This is a genomic window from Thioalkalivibrio sp. ALJ3 (genome assembly GCF_000377205.1).
Classification (GTDB): Bacteria; Pseudomonadota; Gammaproteobacteria; order Ectothiorhodospirales; family Ectothiorhodospiraceae; genus Thioalkalivibrio.
Map to the genome: position 1 here is coordinate 67514 of NZ_KB897907.1, position 15408 is coordinate 82921.

Genomic DNA, 15408 nt, shown 5'->3' on the forward strand with positions numbered 1-15408 from the left:
GTTCGTTCAGAAGCGGAACTGGTGCTGCAGGTGCAACTCCCAGTCCGAGGTGTCGGCGTCGCGGTCGAACCACACAAGCTGGGTCTTCTGCCGCTGACCTCGGTGGTACCAGTTCAGGCCGGCGCCCCATTCGCGCTGCCAGCGCTCGTCAGTGCCAAGGTCGTCGCCCGCGTCGTGGCGCAATACGGCGTGGCGCGCGGCGAACTCCAGTCCCTCCATTGGCAGTGATTGCGCCAGCTCCAGCTCCGCACCCAGGTCGTGGTAGCTCGCGGTCTGGTCTGGCGAGACGTCGCGCCGGAAAGCGGCCAGTGAGAGCGAGGTGTGACCAAATTTGATTACGGCATCGGCCGTGGTGGTCACCCAGTCGGCGCGCTGGTTGTCCACGGTGTCTTCCACACCGCGGCTCCAGTCGCGCAGATGGTTACGGTTGGCGGCCTGTACGCCCACTCCCAGGGCGACGGTGCGCTCCACGGCTTGGCCCACCGTGGTGTTGTCACGCGGGACCATGCCGACCGGGGCCCATGCGCCGCGTGCGCTGAACAGATGGCCGGATGTGGAGGGGCGATCGTCGCGCTGATCCAGACGCCCGCGACCGTCAAACACGCCGATGGCCCATGCGCTGTCGTCGCCGGCGCCGCCCAGCAGGGCGATACCGGTGTCGCGGCCGGCCGGAACCTCGAACTGGTTGCCGGCGATGCTCAGTTCGGTGAACAGGCGGTTGGGTCCGCCGATATCCCGCGACAGGCCAAAGGGGACCGTAAACTGGCCAGCCCGCAGGCCCAGGTGTTCACCCAGTGCGTACTGCAACCAGATGTCGCGCATGGACAGCTCGCCGCTGCTGAAGTCCGGCTGCAGGCGGAAGCTCAGATCGGGGTGAACCAGAGTTCCCGAGGTGTCTAGCCAGGCACGGCGGACGTCGAATTCGCTGCTGGAACCGTCCGGGTCGCGGTTATAGCTGTAGCGGCCCTGGATCAGGGGATCCAGGGTGACTTGAAGCCCGTCATCCGCGTCGCCGAACTCGAAACTGGCCTGCGCGGCGCCGACGCTTGCCGATGTTATCAGGCACAGCATGGACAGCGCCGGGACGGCATGCCGCACCGGCTGAAGTTGGGCATTTTTCATTGTTGTGGTGCTCCCTAGGCGCGCTACCCCGCACGCCGTGGATGAAACGACGCCGGAAGCTGGACAGGGAGCAGGGGAGGCCGGGCGATGCGAGCACGCCGGTCTGGCCCGCTCGGCCGCCCACCGCGGCGTCGGGTGTCCTCCAGGCCGGTCTCCGGACTCGCGGAGTGGATGCGCGATGCATCCAGGGCGGATCGCCTTCCCGCGGGCATCCCGGGGATGCACCGCAGTGGCATTGGATCCGCCCGTCTCCGCCTACCGTTGCGGGGGCAGTGCCGGCCTTGCGAATGTCGATTCGCGCACCGGCTTCCCGATTATCCCCGGCGACTGAACGCCGGGGCACCTGGAGAGAGGCGAACCGTAATTGAACGGTTTGAGGGGGTCAAGGTTGCCCGGGCATCCCGGGAAACGGTGTTTTGGGCGCAAACTCGGCTTCCCCTGGAGGCTGATAATTGATCCAGATCATCCCCGAGCCGGATTTTGATCGCGACCAGGTTCCCACGTCTGTAGGGTGGGTTTCAGGTGGTTTGGACCGAGTCTATATCGGTTCGCACCGATGCCCGCTTCTCAGATGTCCATTGCTCAAGGGAGACCTGTATGAAAACGCTTTCCGGATTCCGCATGACGGCGCTGGCGGCCTGCGCGGCCGTCGCATTCGGGGCGGCGGCACCGGCCGTGGCCGATACCGACTATTCCGAATACCGCGACGTGTTCGAGCCGCTGCCGGCGCTGCCGCCGATCCCGGCGGACAACTCGATGACCAAGGAGAAGATCGAGCTGGGCAAGATGCTGTTCTTCGAACCGCGGATCTCCAGCTCCGGCGTGATCTCCTGCGCGACCTGCCACAACCCGGCGCTGGGCTGGGCGGACCGCATCCCGCGCGCGGTCGGCCATGACGGCCAGGTCGGCGAACGCAACACCCCGACCGTGCTGAACTCCGGCTTCTTCACCGCGCAGTTCTGGGATGGCCGCGAGGACGATCTGGAAGGCCAGGCCCTGGGTCCGATCCAGGACGCGATCGAGATGGCGATGCCGCTGGAGGAGGCGATCGCGCGCCTGGAGGAGTTCAACGAGTACCAGGAGAAGTTCGAGGCTGCCTATCCTGACTATGACGGCGACAACGTGATCAATACCGACCACGTGGCCAAGGCCCTGGCGACCTTCCAGCGCACGCTGAACACCCCGAACTCGCCGCTGGATCGCTGGCTGGCCGGGGACGAGGGCGCGATGAGTGATCAGCAGATGCGCGGGATGAAGCTGTTCGCCGATAACGGCTGCGTGGCCTGCCACAGCGGGCCGGCGCTGACCGACAGCGGTTTCCATCGTATCCAGGTACCGGGCTCGGAGGACAAGGGCCGCTATCTGGTCACGGGCGATGAGGCCGACAAGTTCGCGTTCAAGACCCCGACGCTGCGCAATGTGGCGCTGACCTACCCCTACATGAACAACGGCGAGACCGCGACGCTGGACGAGGCGATCCGCATCATGGGGCAGGAGATGCTGGGCATGGAGTTCAGCGATGACGAGGTCGCGGACATCGAGGCCTTCATGCATGCGCTGACCGGCGAGATGCCGCGCTTCGAGATCCCAGCCCTGCCGTAAACGCGCACGCGCGTGACCGAATTCTCCTTGTGGGGATCCTTGCAGGCCGGGGCTTTGTCCCCGGCCTTTTTCGTTTCCGGGCGGTCGGTCCGCGGCGCTTCTGCTACCCTGTGCGCCTTTCACGACCACCGGAATCGAGTGTCTGACGCATGAGTTTTCGTACCCGTTTTGCCCCCAGTCCGACCGGCTATCTGCATATTGGCGGTGCCCGCACCGCGCTGTTCTCCTGGCTGTACGCGCGCCACCACGGTGGCGAGTTCGTGCTGCGTATCGAGGACACCGACCTGGAGCGCAGCAATGCGGAATCGGTCAACGCGATCCTCGAGGGCATGAACTGGCTGGGGCTGACCTACGATCACGGGCCGTTCTATCAGACGGAGCGCTTCGATCGGTACAAGGAAGTGATCGACCAGTTGATGGCCGCGGGCCACGCCTATCGTTGCTACTGCACGAAGGAAGAGCTGGATGCGATGCGCGAGGAGCAGAAGGCGCGCAAGGAGAAGCCGCGCTACGACGGCCGCTGCCGTGCGCGCACCGAGCCGCGCGAGGGCGTGGAGCCGGTGATCCGTTTTCGCACGCCGGACGAGGGTGTGACCATCGTCGACGACATGGTGCGCGGCAAGGTCGCGTTCCAGAACAGCGAACTGGATGATCTGATCATCGCCCGCTCCGACGGCTCGCCGACCTACAACCTGACGGTGGTGGTCGATGACATGGATATGGAGATTACCCATGTGATTCGGGGCGATGACCACCTGAACAACACCCCGCGCCAGATCAACATTCTTAAGGCGCTGGGCGTGGAGCCGCCGCGCTACGGCCACCTGCCGATGATCATGGGCCCGGACGGCGCCAAGCTCTCCAAGCGCCACGGCGCGGTCTCGGTGATGCAGTATCGCGACGAGGGCTATCTGCCGGAGGCCCTGCTGAATTACCTGGTGCGCCTGGGCTGGGCGCATGGCGATCAGGAGATCTTTTCGGTGGACGAGCTGGTACGCCTGTTCGACATCCAGGACGTGAACCAGTCCGCCTCCGCGATCAACCCCGACAAGCTCCTGTGGCTGAACCAGCACTACATCAAGTCGCTGGACCCGGACCATGTGGCGCTGGAGTTCGGCTGGCACCTGGGGCAGCTGGGGATCGACCCGTCCAATGGCCCAGCGATGCGCGATGTGGTGATTGCCCAGCGCGAGCGGGCGCGCACCCTGCGCGAGATGGCCGAGAACAGCGTGTACTTCTACCGCGAGTTCGAGGAGTACGACGAGAAGGCTGCGCGCAAGCAACTCACGGCCGATGCCGAGGCCGTGCTCCAGACTTTGCACGACGGTTTCAGCGCGCTCGGCGCCTGGGAGAAGGAGCCGCTGCACGAGGTCGTGCTGCACACCGCCGAGCGTCTGGATCTGAAGCTGGGCAAGGTTGCACAGCCGCTGCGCGTGGCCCTGACCGGGGGCACGGTATCGCCGCCGATCGACGATACGCTGGTCCTGATCGGGCGCGAGCGTTCACTCGCCCGGATCGACCGCGCGCTCCAGAAAATTTCGGCGGAGGCGGGTTGACACTCCAGGGGGTGCTGGCTACAGTACGCGCTCGCCTGACACGGGGCCATAGCTCAGCTGGGAGAGCGCCTGCATGGCATGCAGGAGGTCGGCGGTTCGATCCCGCCTGGCTCCACCAAATTCGGGTGTAAGCGAGATCACCGATGCATCGTTTTGGGGTTATATCCATCTGGGTGGGTCTGGTGATCGCAGTGGTTGGGCTGTTCGGCGGTTTCGGGCTCATGTTCACCGGGGAACAAACCTGGTCCAAGCCCCTGATTGCGGCGGTTCCGATCGGATTTCTTCTGGTGTTTACCGGTGTCGTTACCACGATTATCTATCGTGAGACGGCCGGAGGCAGAGGAAGCGGCCGGCCGCAGGGCCCGCCGAACTAGCAACAAGACGTTGCCTCTACGTCCCCATCGTCTAGAGGCCTAGGACACCGCCCTTTCACGGCGGCGACCGGGGTTCGAATCCCCGTGGGGACGCCATTATTCCGAAAAGGCCCGAACCGAAAGGTTCGGGCCTTTTCTTTTTCCGCTGATCAAGCCAGCGTTTCCCCCAGAATCGGCTCAGGCGAGCCGCGGGTTCTGCTGCAGCCTCTCTTCGGGTGTGGGTCGGCGCGGGATGATGCAGCGGTTGATGCGCTGGATCTCGCGTTCGCTCCACTGGCGCCAGACGTCGTCCCGAGTGAAGCGGGCATAGTCGAGCAGGGTCAATCGTTCGATATTCGGGTTGCCGTGGTCGTGGGCCAGACGGCGTGCTCGCTCCAGTTCCTGCCAGCCTTCGCTGTCGGTGCCGTCGCTGCGTTCGAGCAGCGCATGGGCACGTAGCCGCCGGGTCGAGGGCTCGAAGCCGTGGTCGCCCCGTTTAAGGCAGTTTTGCAATGTTTCTGTCGCAATCTCGAGCCGGTCGGAGGGGTCGGCTTCGGTGGCATGCAGTGCGTCGAGTACAAACAACTGAAAAATGGTGCTGACGCCGTCCATGATGTGGCGCAGCGCTTCTGCCTGCTCCCGGAGCGGTGCCACGGCGGAGGCGTCGCCCTGCCGGGCTTGGGCCCAGTGCTGCAGTGCCAGGCCGGAGGCCCGCCACAAGGGATAGTCGTAGGCCTCGGCGATCGCCAGTGTGCGGCGGGCCGAGATCAGCGCCTCGTCGGGGTCGTCCGCGAAGAAACCGAGCGCTGCCCGGAACGCGTAGACAAAGGCCTCTGTGGGGCGATGTTCAAGTTCGGCTGCCTCGGCACAAGCGGCGTCCATTTCGTCCCAGGCGCGGGCATGGTTACCAAAGAACAGAAGTGTCCAGGCCATGAAGCCTCGTGCACTGATCGCGGGGTTCTCGGTGTGGCGCGCGACGAGATGAGGGTGATCGTCCGCGCGGTACAGATCGAGCGCCCGGGTCTGGTGTTCCAATGCCAGCGGGAACTGCCCACTCCAGAAGTGCGTGTTGCCCTGAACATAATGCGCAGCGATCTGTAGCATGCGGTCATTGGATTGAACGGCGACCTGTTCCATGTCGTCGGCCAGGCGGTGGGCTTCCTCAAAGCCGTACCAGGAGCCAGCGCCATGCCACAGGCCCCAGAGCACACGGAAATACTGCACTCCGTCGCGTTGGGGCGCGGTGATGCGCAAGGCACGTTCGAATATGGCGTGGACCGTACTGGAGCCGTAGCCGAGTAGCGCCAGATTCGAGGCCCCAAGTCCCCCCAGGGCGCGCAGGGTTTGCGTATCGCGCTGTTCCGATGGTTTCTCGTCGACCAGTTCGCGATCGAGGCAACTCAGTGCGTCTTCGAAGTAATGAGAGGCCTCCAGCAGCATGCCACGCGCAAACGCAGTTTCGCCCGCCTGGAGCCAGGCGGGCACCGCTTCGTCAAAACGCCGGGCATGATAGAGGTGCCTGGCGACCTGGTCCCAGTCGACGCTGTCCAGACTGGGTCCGTCGCGGAGAAGGTCAGCCAGCCGACTGTGCAGCTGTGCACGGTCGACAACCAGCATCGATTCGTAGGCAGCCTGCTGGAACAGCGCATGGCGGAAGCGGTAGCGCACGCCATCCAGTACGCCGACGGGTTCGATGAATCCACGGCCCGTCAGGCGGCTGAGCTGGCGGCGGATTTCGTCAGCCGGCTGCCCCAGGAGGAGGCTCAGAATCCGGGTATCAAAGTCGCGCCCGATCACGGCCGCGGCATGGGCCAGGCCGCGCGCGGTTCCGGTTTGTTCCAGGCGTGCCACCAGGAGATTCGCGAGCCCCGGTGGCAGGCTGTCGGGAAGGGCGCCGGTACGTGCCGCTTCCAGGGCGTAACGCGTCAGCTCCTCGAGAAAGAGGGGGACCCCTTCGCCGCGGTCGATGAGTTGCTGTCGCAGGTATGTCGACAGACGATGCTGCGTGTCGATGCGCTCAACGAGCTCGCCAGCGGCCGTATCCGACAATGCGTGCAGTCGCAGATGCTCAAGGGGTACGTCGCGCCAGTTGGAGCGAAAACTCATGCGCGCGGTGAGCAGGGCCATCAGCGGGCGGTCATGCAGGCGCTGATGCAGGCGTCTCAGGAACTCGGCCGTACCCGAGTCCATCCAGTGCAGGTCGTCGCAGATGAGCAGGATGGGCCCGCGGCTCGCGCGTCGCCGGGTGACTTCAACGAGTACATCGATGATTCGGTCCCTGTCCAGCCCCTGTTCGGCCAGCGACTCGAGCCCATTGCTGTCCGGGTGCGTGAGCCAGTGTGTCAGGGCGTCGGCCGTATCAGGTTCGAGTGACTGGATAGTGCCCAGGGCGCGTGCCAGACGTCGTTTCCGGCTGGCGTTCATTGTCCCGCGCCCGATCCAGGCGGCGAGTGCCTGACGTACGGGCGTCAGCAGGTGACGCGAGCGGTCTTCGCGGCACTTCAGCAAGAAGCGCGAGCGGGCCTGCCCACGGATACGCTCGTCCAGGTGCCGGGCGAGACGGCTCTTGCCCAGCCCCGCTTCCCCCTGGATAAGCACAAAGTGTGGCTGGCCCTGATCAAGGGTCTGGTGCCAGGTCTGCAGCAGGCATTCAAGCTCCTCCGTACGCCCGGCCAGGGGGGTCAGGCCACGTACATGCTGAGCGTCGACGCGATCCAGGGGGCCGGGGTCGCCAGCGACGCGCCAGCTTCCTTCGAGCTCGCCGTCACCGTCGAGCGGGCTGAACAGAAAATACCCCGAGACACGCTGGTATACCGGTGGGGAAACCACAAGCGTTCCGATGTCGGCGGCACGTGCCAGCGTCTGTGCATGCTGACTGAGCTGGCCGGCTGGGTCGGGGGTATCAGGGTCGACGCCGGTTACGATGAGGTCAGAGTGGACACTGACGCGTAGCTGACAATTGGTTGGTGGTGTTTGCAGGACTTGCCACGCGGCGTGGACCGCGTCGACGGTGGCTTGCTCGCGGCCCGCGGGGTAGCCGAAGTAGGCGAGCAGACCACTTCCGTGGGCGCGTATCACGTGGCCTCTGTGGTTCAGTAGCACCAGATCCAGTTGTTCCAGCGCGGTTTGCATGCGCTCATGCTGCACTTCGACATCGAGATTGGTGTTGGGCTGGACCAGGCAGGCCACGACCGTGACTCGACGGCGTTCGGCACGCAGGGCGGCGGGCTCGGATGCGGCGTTCGACGGTGCCGCTTGCGCAGGGTTCTTCTGGGCGGGAGCCAGGATCTCGTCGCGGGTGCGCACCAGCAGGTTGCCGGGCGCTGCGTCTGCCCGGCGTTCCAGCCGCCGGAAGTGTTCCAGCGCGCGCTCACGATGTCCCATGCCCGACAGGGTCAGCATTAGAAGGCGGTGCAGGGCGTCTTCATGCGGTTCCAGTGCGAGCAGCCGGTGGATTTCGGCGAGCAGCGGCTCGGCATCAATGGAATGACAGAGGTCTTCGAGGTCTTCCTCGATCAGGTTCAGCAATTGGGACCAGTAATGATCCCGCTGTGTCTGCGCCCAGGCGGCCAGTTCGGGCAGGTCCTGAAGTGCCCGAACAGGATCGAGAAAGGGACCGCGATAGCGCCGGATCACGGCCAGCGCTTGTTCGGCCAATTCGCTGGGGCTCAGATGGCTGCGGTCGGCGCGCAGCCGGTGCAGGGCGAGGAAGTCAATGTCCGCCGCCGGCTGTAGCTGAAAATGGACATAACGCGGCGTGGCTTCCAGCGTGGCTGGCGGCTGCTTGGGCAGTTGCCGCCGCAGCTGGAAAAGCCCCTGACGCAGGTTGACACGTGCGCTGTTGGTGTCGAGCTCGGGCCAGAACAGGCGCGCCAGTTCCTGGCGTGGCACACGCCGTGGGCATTCGGCCGCCAAATAGGTCAGCAACAGACCCAGTTTGGTGCCGGAGAGGGCGGGTATATCACGGCCCTCGACCCGCACGCCGACCGTGCCAAAGGTCGTGATCTCCAGATGAGCCAACCATCTCTCCCTGTCGCCAATACCGGGTGTGCGCCAGCGGACGAAGACAACGCCGCTGTGGGCCCGGTGTTTATTGTGCGATTCGCCCGCGACCCCAGACTGCGAGCAAGGATACTACCCGGATTGTAACGGGATTTAGAGCGTCGGGTTAGTCGATCCGGATGGTGGTGTATCCCTGCTGCTCGTAGCCCATGATGGAGAGGAAGGTATTCCCCACCAGGTTAATGCCCGGAATCAGGTCTTCCTGCCCGAGATCGAAGCGGCGGGTGGCGATGTGGCAGGCCTCCATGTGGACGCCATCGAGTTCCTGGATGTCGGCCAGACGGTCATGGATGTGGCGCACGGCCGAGACGTCCTCGATCTCGAGGTGCTCGGTATCGCGCGCGATCAGCGCGGCGGCACCACCGCGAAACGCGAACACCATGTTCGGCTCCAGGCCTTGGCGCACCATGTCCTCGTAGGTCTCTTCGATGACGCTCAGCCGGGCAATCAGGCGTTCAGGGTCGCCGATGGTGATGTCCCAGAGGATCTGGCCGTGTTCCAGCCCCGCAATTGCGCGCTCGTCGGAAGGCTTTTCCGCCGCCGCTGGGCTGGTGAGCAGAAAAGCCAGCAGGACAGTGCCGAGAATGCCGATCAGCCGATACTTCATGGCGAACCCCTTGCCGACGCCAGGTCGGTTTCTGTCGTGACTATGCTCCGAGTTTAGGGCATGGGGCCCATCTGCACACGAGTCCCCATGCCCCAGACTCCTTCGGGGAGGAGCCGGCTGGATGACCCCCCCGCGGGCGACTTAGTGCCCGTGGTAGCCCTTGTGCAGGTACTCGACGCCCTCGAGGGTTTGCACCTGGATCTCGCGTACCGGGATGAAGCGCGCGGAGCCGGGCGCGATGATCTCCTCGGTCACGCGAATGCGATAGGGGGCTTTGGAGTTCAGGATCTGCCCGACGTAGCGCTTGCCCTCATGGGTCACGCGTACCGGGGTGGTCTTGTCGTGGCGGCTGAAGTTGTAGCTGACGCCTTTGGGGTAGTCGAGGTTGCGTTCGGAAAAGGTCATGTCTGGGCCTTGCTGGATTGTTCTTTAACTGGGTGAAGTCTTCTTGACGGCCTCGAAGGCCTCCAATGCGGCCTGGCGGCTGGCTTTCAGGTCGACGATCGGGTCGGGATAGTCCTGGGTGCCGCCGGCGCCCGGGGCGTGAATATACCGTGTTTTGGTCTTCTTGAGCACCGGCAGGAAGCGTCGCACGAATCGGCCGTCCGGGTCGTATTGTTCCCCCTGGCGTTGCGGGTTGAAGATCCGGAAATAGGGTGCGGCATCGGCGCCGCAACCACCGGCCCATTGCCAGCCCAAGGTGTTGGAGGCGAGATCGGCGTCGACCAGGGTGTCCCAGAACCAGCGGGCACCATGCCCCCAATGCAGGCGCAGGTTCTTGGTCAGGAAGGATCCGACGACCATGCGCAGCCGGTTGTGCATCCAGCCGGTTTCCCACAGCTGGCGCATCGCCGCGTCCACGATCGGGATACCGGTGCGGCCTTGCTGCCAAGCGGCGAGATCGGCCTCCGATTCGCGCCAGGGGAAATCCTCGAAGCGCGGGTTCAGGGGCTGCTCCGGCGTGTGTGGAAAGTGATAGAGCACATGGTGTGCAAAGTCGCGCCAGCCAAGCTCGCGCACGAAGGACTCGGGTCCTTTCTGCTCCGGGCTGATGCCGGCATCGCGCAGCGCGCGCAGCACCTGGCGCGGCGAGACCTCGCCAAAATGCAGATGGGGTGACAGCCCGGAGGTGCCGTCCTGGTCCGGACGGTCCCGGCTGTCGGAGTAACCTGTGATCGTCCGTCCGAGGAACCGCTCCAGGCGGTCCCGGGCGCCACGCTCGCCGGGCGTCCAGGTGGCGTGCAGGCCGCCGGCCCAGTCGATTTGTGGCAGCAGTGCCAGGTCGTCGAGCGTCAGGGATGCTGGTGGTTTCGCGGGCCCCGGCAGGCGGGAGGGGGCGGGGAGCGGGTCCTCTTCAATGCCGCGCTGCAGGCAGGCGCGCCAGAACGGAGTGAACACCCTGTACGGGCTACCCTGTCCGGTCTCGACGTCCCAGGGCTCGATCAGCAAGGCCGCGTTGAAGCTGCGAACCTCCAGGCCATCGGCGCGCAGCCCGGCCTTGACGCCCTGATCGCGCAGGACGCGGGCCGGTTCGTAGACACGGTTCCAGTACACGGCCTCGGCCCCGGTCTCGGCGACCAGCTCGCGCAGGGTGTCGAGGCTCGAACCCCCGCGAATGATCAGAGGGCTGCCGGCCCCTTCAAGTGCCTCATTCAGCTTTTCCAGGCTGTGGTGCAGCCACCAGTTGGACGCGGCTCCGGGTGCCCACTGCAGGTCTTCGTCCGGGGCATGGATGAAGACCGGGACCACGGCTCCGCCACGTTCGAAGGCGGCGTGCAGTGCGGGCTGGTCGGCCAAGCGCAGGTCTTGCCGCAGCCAGACGAGAGTGGGGCCGGGCATCAGGGGTGTTCTTCCTGATGCTGCCGTTCGCGCGTCGGGGGGCTCTCGGACCGCGATTCAGTGGGTGTCCGGTTCAGAGGAGGAGTTGCCGGCTGAGTCGTTCGGCGGCTTCGAGGGGTGCGCCGGGCAGCACTTCGATCTCGCGCCGATGTTCTGCCTGCGAGAGTTCCAGAGCGGCCGAGCCTGCCAGATAGCAGCGCGGTCCGGGGTGATCAAGGATGGCCTCGACCCGTGGAAGCTCGGGGGAACGCATCAGCTGCGAGGAACCGTGGATGATGACGGCAGGAGCGGACAGGCGTTGCACTAGGGTGTCCAGGGCCTCGGGGCTGGTGGCGTCGAACAGCGGTAGCGTTTTCAGACCGCGCCGGGCGCAGGCTAGTTGCAGGAGCATGCCGCCCACCTGCTGATGCCCGCCACCGAGCACCAGACAGGGAATCGCGGGTTCTTCGCAGGCGCGGATTGCGGCACGCAACTGATCGGAGAAAGCCGCGGTAGCCCAGGCGGCAAATACCGCCAGGCGTACTTCCCCTTCAGGCGTGTGTCGCGATTCCCCCCGCAGGCGCCGGTAGACCTCGAGAAAGGCGCTTTCATGCACCCCGTCCCAGCCGTGGCGCATGACCAGCCGTGCGTAGGTGCGTTCCAGTTGCCCGGCATCCAGGTCCACGACAGAGGCATACAGTGCCTCGGCCAGTGGGTCGAGGGTATGCGGGGCTACGCCCGGTTCGCTGGAGCCGGCGCGGTTGCGGCGTGCGGGCGTGGTGGAGTCGGGCTGCGAAGAAGAGGGCAGAGCGGTAACGGCGTTTTCACTGGCGAGAACCCGATGGACCTGAGAAACCGGAATGCCCTGACCGAGCAGCTCCAGGATGCGCCTGATGCGAGCAATGTCGTCCGCGCTGTACAGTCGGTGTCCCTTGGGGGTGCGCATCGGGCGGATCAGCCCGTAGCGGCGTTCCCAGGCGCGCAGGGTTACGTCGTTGATCCCGGTCTCCGCGCACACGTGGCGGATGGGGTAGAGACCTTCTTGATCATGGGTGCTCAGTTGAGTCGCGCTGGCCATGGTCAGATTGTACAGCATCTGTACGGATCATGTACCTGGTGCCAGGGAAAAGCTTCGGTCGGGACGGCGGATGCCGTCAACCCCGACACTGATTCGGTGGTGGGAGCGTCCTGGGTTCATACGCCAAGCGCAGCATAGCGGCGAGGGTCGCGCCTTGCAGGAAGGTTGCGCCCGGTTCGAGCCCGTACATCCATAGGGGCGTTCCAGGTGGAATGAACCCCGGCAGGAATCAGTCCCCTAACAGCACAATGAAGAATTAAATGGAGGCGAGTCATGTCGCAGGGCGGGAACAACATGCGATATCCGTTCATTCGGAGCGGTTCCGTGCTGGCCACACTGTCGGCCCTGTGCCTGGCCGTAGCCGTACCGGTGCAGGCCAACCCCGAGATGGCGGACAGCATTTCTCCGTATCTACGCCTGCATGTCGACGATCCGGTGAAGTGGCGCGCCTGGGATCCAGCCTTGCTGGACAAGGCGCGCGAGGAACAGCGCCCGCTGCTGATCTCCAGCGGGTACTACTCCTGCTACTACTGCCATGTCATGCAGGACGAGAGCTTCAAGGACGAAGGGATTGCCGAGCGTCTGAACGAGCATTTCATTCCGGTCAAGGTCGACCGCGAGGTGAATGGGGCGCTAGACACCTATCTGCTCGAGTTCCAGCGCGCGACGGCGGGTAGCGCGGGATGGCCGCTGAACGTCGTGGTGACCCCTGACGGTCATGCGCTTACCGGTGTGGTGTACGCCCCGCGTGACGATTTTGCGGAGTTTCTGGACGGCATCACCGAACGCCTGGAGGCGGATTACGATGCGTTGGTCGACCTTGCCCGCCGCGGCAGTGATGAGCTCTCCGAGCGACTGCGCAAGGGTGAAGAGCCCCTGTCCGACAGCCGGGCGGCGCGTCTGCCGCAGGTCCTGTGGACCGCCATGGAACGTGAAGCGGATGACCTCCAGGGTGGGTTTGGCAGCTCAACCAAGTTTCCGCATTCGCCCTGGTTGCGCGCATTGCTGGAGGCCGAATACATTGGCGAGGCGCCGGGCTGGGTCCCCGAGTTCCTCGATATCACGCTGGAAGAGATGGGTGGCTCGGGACTGCGCGATGTGCTGGGCGGCGGCTTCTTTCGGTATTCCGATACGCCCGACTGGGGCGAGCCGCATTTCGAGGTCATGCTGGAGGATCAGGCACAGCTGGCCTGGGTATACCTGAAGGCGGGTGAGCGCTTCGACCGCCAGGACTGGATCGAACTGGGTCTGGAAAACCTGGACTTCGTCAAACGCGACATGGCGCTGCGTGAGGATGATCTTGGGGACCAGGCGGAGCCCGGTCCGGACGGCTTTCGTGGCTTTGCCGCGAGTCTCTCGGCAGTGGACGATCAAGGCCGCGAAGGCGGAGCCTATCTGTGGCCGGAAGAAGATCTGGAGTCCGCGTTGGCGGACCACGAGAATCCCGAACTAGTGCGTGCCTACTTCGGGATGGAAGGTGCCACGGTGTTCGATCTGGGCTACCTCCCGCGGAGCGGTGAAACGGTCGCGCAACTGGCCGAACGCTTCGAACTCGACGAGGAGGCGGTACAGGAGAAGGTCTACAGTGGCCGCGAAGCCCTGATCGTGGCCCGAGAAGAGCGCGGTCTGCCGCGCGACGAAAAGGTCCTGACCGGGGCCCATGGACTTCTGCTGTCCGCGCTGGCGCTGGCGGCTGACCACGACGAGCGCTTCGAGAAGGCCGGAGAGGCCGTGCGCTCGTGGTTGCTGGAGGTGGCCGGGTCACCCGATGAACTGCCGACCCTGATGGGCTTGCCGAGCGAAGACGCGGGCGAGGCAACGCTGAACGATTACGCCTATGTTGCCCAAGGGTTGCGTGACTGGGATTCCGCGCGCGACAGTGGTGATCGCGGTGCCGCAATTGCCCTGCTGGAGACGGCCTGGGAGCGCTTCCTTGACGACGACGGTTTTCGGTCCGAGCCGGAACCCCCGTTGCCGGGGATGATCTCGCAACGCTTCCATCCGGCGGTGCATCGGCCGTCACCCACCACGCTCATCCTGCGGATGACCGAAGAGTGGCTGGAGGAGAGCGAGACGCTCAAGACTGCCTTCGAGGAGTATGACCTGCGCCCGGGGCGCGGAGTCGAGGGACAGCCGAAGCATCACGCGCGGCTCATCCTCTGGTTCCAGGAACGCGACTGATCGCCAGCGGCGGATCGACGGCACGTAAACACCGGATTCCGAACTAGGCCCAGCCTCAACGGCGCGGAAGGTGGCCGGGTGCGCGCCTACCGGGGCGTTAGCCCGGCAGGGCGATCGAAGGGAGGGGTTTAATCGCTCGCTTGGGCGCTGCGTTCTTTTTCGGCCTGGTGCAGGCGCTGCAGCATGGCCTTGAGCACCTTCGGGTTGGCGGCGACGACATCGCCGCGGCGCAGCACGTCCGGGTTACCGGCCCAGTCGCTGACCACGCCACCCGCCTCCTGCACCAGCAGCAGGCCTGCCGCGATGTCCCACGCCTGCAGGCCCATCTCCCAGAAACCATCGAAGCGCCCGCAGGCAACCCAGGCCAAATCCAGCGCGGCGGAGCCAGGACGGCGCACACCGGCGGTACCCGGCACCAGGTGACGCAGGCTGCTCAGGTAGCGCTCCAGATCCTGGCCTTCGCGGAAGGGGATGCCCGTGCCCAGCAGGGCGCCGTTGAGGTCCTTGCGGTCGGAGACGCGGATCCGGCGGCTGTTGAGAAACGCCCCGGCGCCCCGTGTCGCAGTGAACAGCTCTTCTTTCAGCGGGTCGTAGACCACCGCCTGTTCCAGCCGCCCCTTGTGCTTGAGTGCGATGGAGATGCCGTACTGCGGGATCTCGCGCAGGTAGTTGGTGGTGCCGTCCAGCGGGTCGATGATCCAGACGTATTCGGCGTCGGCCCCGTCTTGCTGGCCGCTTTCTTCCGCCATGATGGTGTGGTCGGGGTAGGCGCGGCGCAGGGTCTGCACAATGGCCTGCTCGGCGGAGAGGTCGACATCCGACACCCAGTCGTTGCGGGCCTTCTCGCGTGTGTTCATGCGATCCGGCCGTCCCCAGGCGCGGGTGGTGATGCGTCCGGCCTCGCGGGCCGCCGATACCGCCGTGTTCAGCATGGGGTGCATGGGGTGTCTCCTGGTGTTCTGCGGGGTGTCCCGCAGGCGCGTGGACGCGCCGCGGAAAGGCCGCGAACAATACACAAGCGGCTCTTTT

The 15408-nt window shown here is 65.2% G+C and carries 11 protein-coding genes, 2 tRNA genes and 1 riboswitch; of the genes, 6 read left to right on the forward strand and 7 right to left on the reverse strand.

All coding sequences use genetic code 11. The features are described 5' to 3' along the window. Positions 1-6: 6 nt before the first annotated feature. A complete protein-coding gene (locus C935_RS0106825; RefSeq protein WP_018861773.1) occupies positions 7-1122 on the reverse strand; it encodes a porin in 1116 nt (371 codons plus the stop codon). Between the two features lie 127 nt (positions 1123-1249). After that, positions 1250-1484: riboswitch (cobalamin riboswitch) on the reverse strand. A 259-nt stretch (positions 1485-1743) separates the two neighbouring features. Between C935_RS0106825 and C935_RS0106830 the strand changes: the two genes are divergently transcribed. The 5 genes from C935_RS0106830 (at position 1744) to C935_RS0106850 (ending at position 4750) form a co-directional block, all read left to right on the forward strand. After that, the gene (locus C935_RS0106830) at positions 1744-2724 is read left to right on the forward strand and encodes a cytochrome-c peroxidase (protein WP_018861774.1); all 981 of its coding nucleotides are present in this window, start codon (positions 1744-1746) and stop codon (positions 2722-2724) included. A gap of 149 nt (positions 2725-2873) precedes the next feature. Continuing rightward, a complete protein-coding gene (gltX, locus tag C935_RS0106835) occupies positions 2874-4280 on the forward strand; it encodes a glutamate--tRNA ligase (RefSeq protein WP_018861775.1) in 1407 nt (468 codons plus the stop codon). 42 nt (positions 4281-4322) lie between these two features. After that, positions 4323-4398 (forward strand) — tRNA-Ala (locus tag C935_RS0106840). 25 nt (positions 4399-4423) lie between these two features. Continuing rightward, on the forward strand, positions 4424-4654 hold the full coding sequence (locus C935_RS0106845; protein ID WP_018861776.1) for a hypothetical protein: 231 nt from the start codon (positions 4424-4426) through the stop codon (positions 4652-4654). 20 nt (positions 4655-4674) lie between these two features. Next, positions 4675-4750: transfer RNA gene (locus C935_RS0106850), tRNA-Glu, on the forward strand. An 81-nt stretch (positions 4751-4831) separates the two neighbouring features. On the opposite strand, the gene C935_RS0106855 is transcribed toward C935_RS0106850, so the two are convergent. The 5 genes from C935_RS0106855 to C935_RS0106875 all read right to left on the reverse strand — a co-directional run bounded on the left by C935_RS0106855 (position 4832) and on the right by C935_RS0106875 (position 12216). Further along, on the reverse strand, positions 4832-8653 hold the full coding sequence (locus C935_RS0106855; RefSeq protein ID WP_018861777.1) for an AAA family ATPase: 3822 nt from the start codon (positions 8651-8653) through the stop codon (positions 4832-4834). Positions 8654-8801: 148 nt separating this feature from the next. Further along, positions 8802-9302, reverse strand: a complete 501-nt coding sequence (locus tag C935_RS0106860) for a hypothetical protein (protein ID WP_018861778.1) — start codon at positions 9300-9302, stop codon at positions 8802-8804. Positions 9303-9443: 141 nt separating this feature from the next. Continuing rightward, complete coding sequence (locus C935_RS0106865) at positions 9444-9707, reverse strand: hypothetical protein (protein ID WP_018861779.1); 264 nt, start codon at positions 9705-9707, stop codon at positions 9444-9446. Positions 9708-9731: 24 nt separating this feature from the next. Continuing rightward, the gene (locus C935_RS0106870; RefSeq protein WP_018861780.1) at positions 9732-11141 is read right to left on the reverse strand and encodes a deoxyribodipyrimidine photo-lyase; all 1410 of its coding nucleotides are present in this window, start codon (positions 11139-11141) and stop codon (positions 9732-9734) included. A 73-nt stretch (positions 11142-11214) separates the two neighbouring features. After that, the gene (locus tag C935_RS0106875) at positions 11215-12216 is read right to left on the reverse strand and encodes a MerR family transcriptional regulator (RefSeq protein WP_018861781.1); all 1002 of its coding nucleotides are present in this window, start codon (positions 12214-12216) and stop codon (positions 11215-11217) included. 276 nt (positions 12217-12492) lie between these two features. Between C935_RS0106875 and C935_RS0106880 the strand changes: the two genes are divergently transcribed. After that, a complete protein-coding gene (locus C935_RS0106880) occupies positions 12493-14379 on the forward strand; it encodes a thioredoxin domain-containing protein (RefSeq protein WP_369771391.1) in 1887 nt (628 codons plus the stop codon). A gap of 128 nt (positions 14380-14507) precedes the next feature. Here the strand turns inward: C935_RS0106880 and C935_RS0106885 are convergent, their stop codons facing one another. Beyond that, positions 14508-15320, reverse strand: a complete 813-nt coding sequence (locus tag C935_RS0106885; protein ID WP_018861783.1) for an inositol monophosphatase family protein — start codon at positions 15318-15320, stop codon at positions 14508-14510. Positions 15321-15408 lie beyond the last annotated feature (88 nt).